The sequence below is a fragment of the Anaerobacillus sp. 1_MG-2023 genome (assembly GCF_030547345.1).
Lineage (GTDB): Bacteria > Bacillota > Bacilli > Bacillales > Guptibacillaceae > Guptibacillus > Guptibacillus hwajinpoensis_B.
The window spans coordinates 1-239 of record NZ_JAUORD010000238.1 but is presented as its reverse complement, the minus strand read 5'-3'; the positions used below and the strand labels follow the sequence as shown (position 1 = coordinate 239).

General features: G+C 53.1%; 1 protein-coding gene. It reads left to right on the top strand.

Features of this window, described 5'->3' with window-relative positions; genetic code table 11:
- The coding region (locus Q4550_RS24005; RefSeq protein WP_303536780.1) for a hypothetical protein at positions 1-239 on the top strand (239 nt) is incomplete at both ends.

The following is a 239-nucleotide window of genomic DNA, read 5'->3' as shown; positions in this document are numbered from 1 at the left end:
CGTTAGTCGGGGGCGATGGCTCGGATGTTGTCGTGATCAACGACCTGAGCATCAACGCAGTCATTGAAAACAATCCTTCAAGCTATTGGGGGGAGAACGGGTTCATTGTGACCACGGCGGATGGCATCGACTATATTGCCGAAGTCGAATTGTTCCAGTTCAATGACCAAACTCTGACCGTCGCGCAGATGGCCATTATTGCGAACAACACAGCGCCCACAGGGGCTATCACCCTGTCC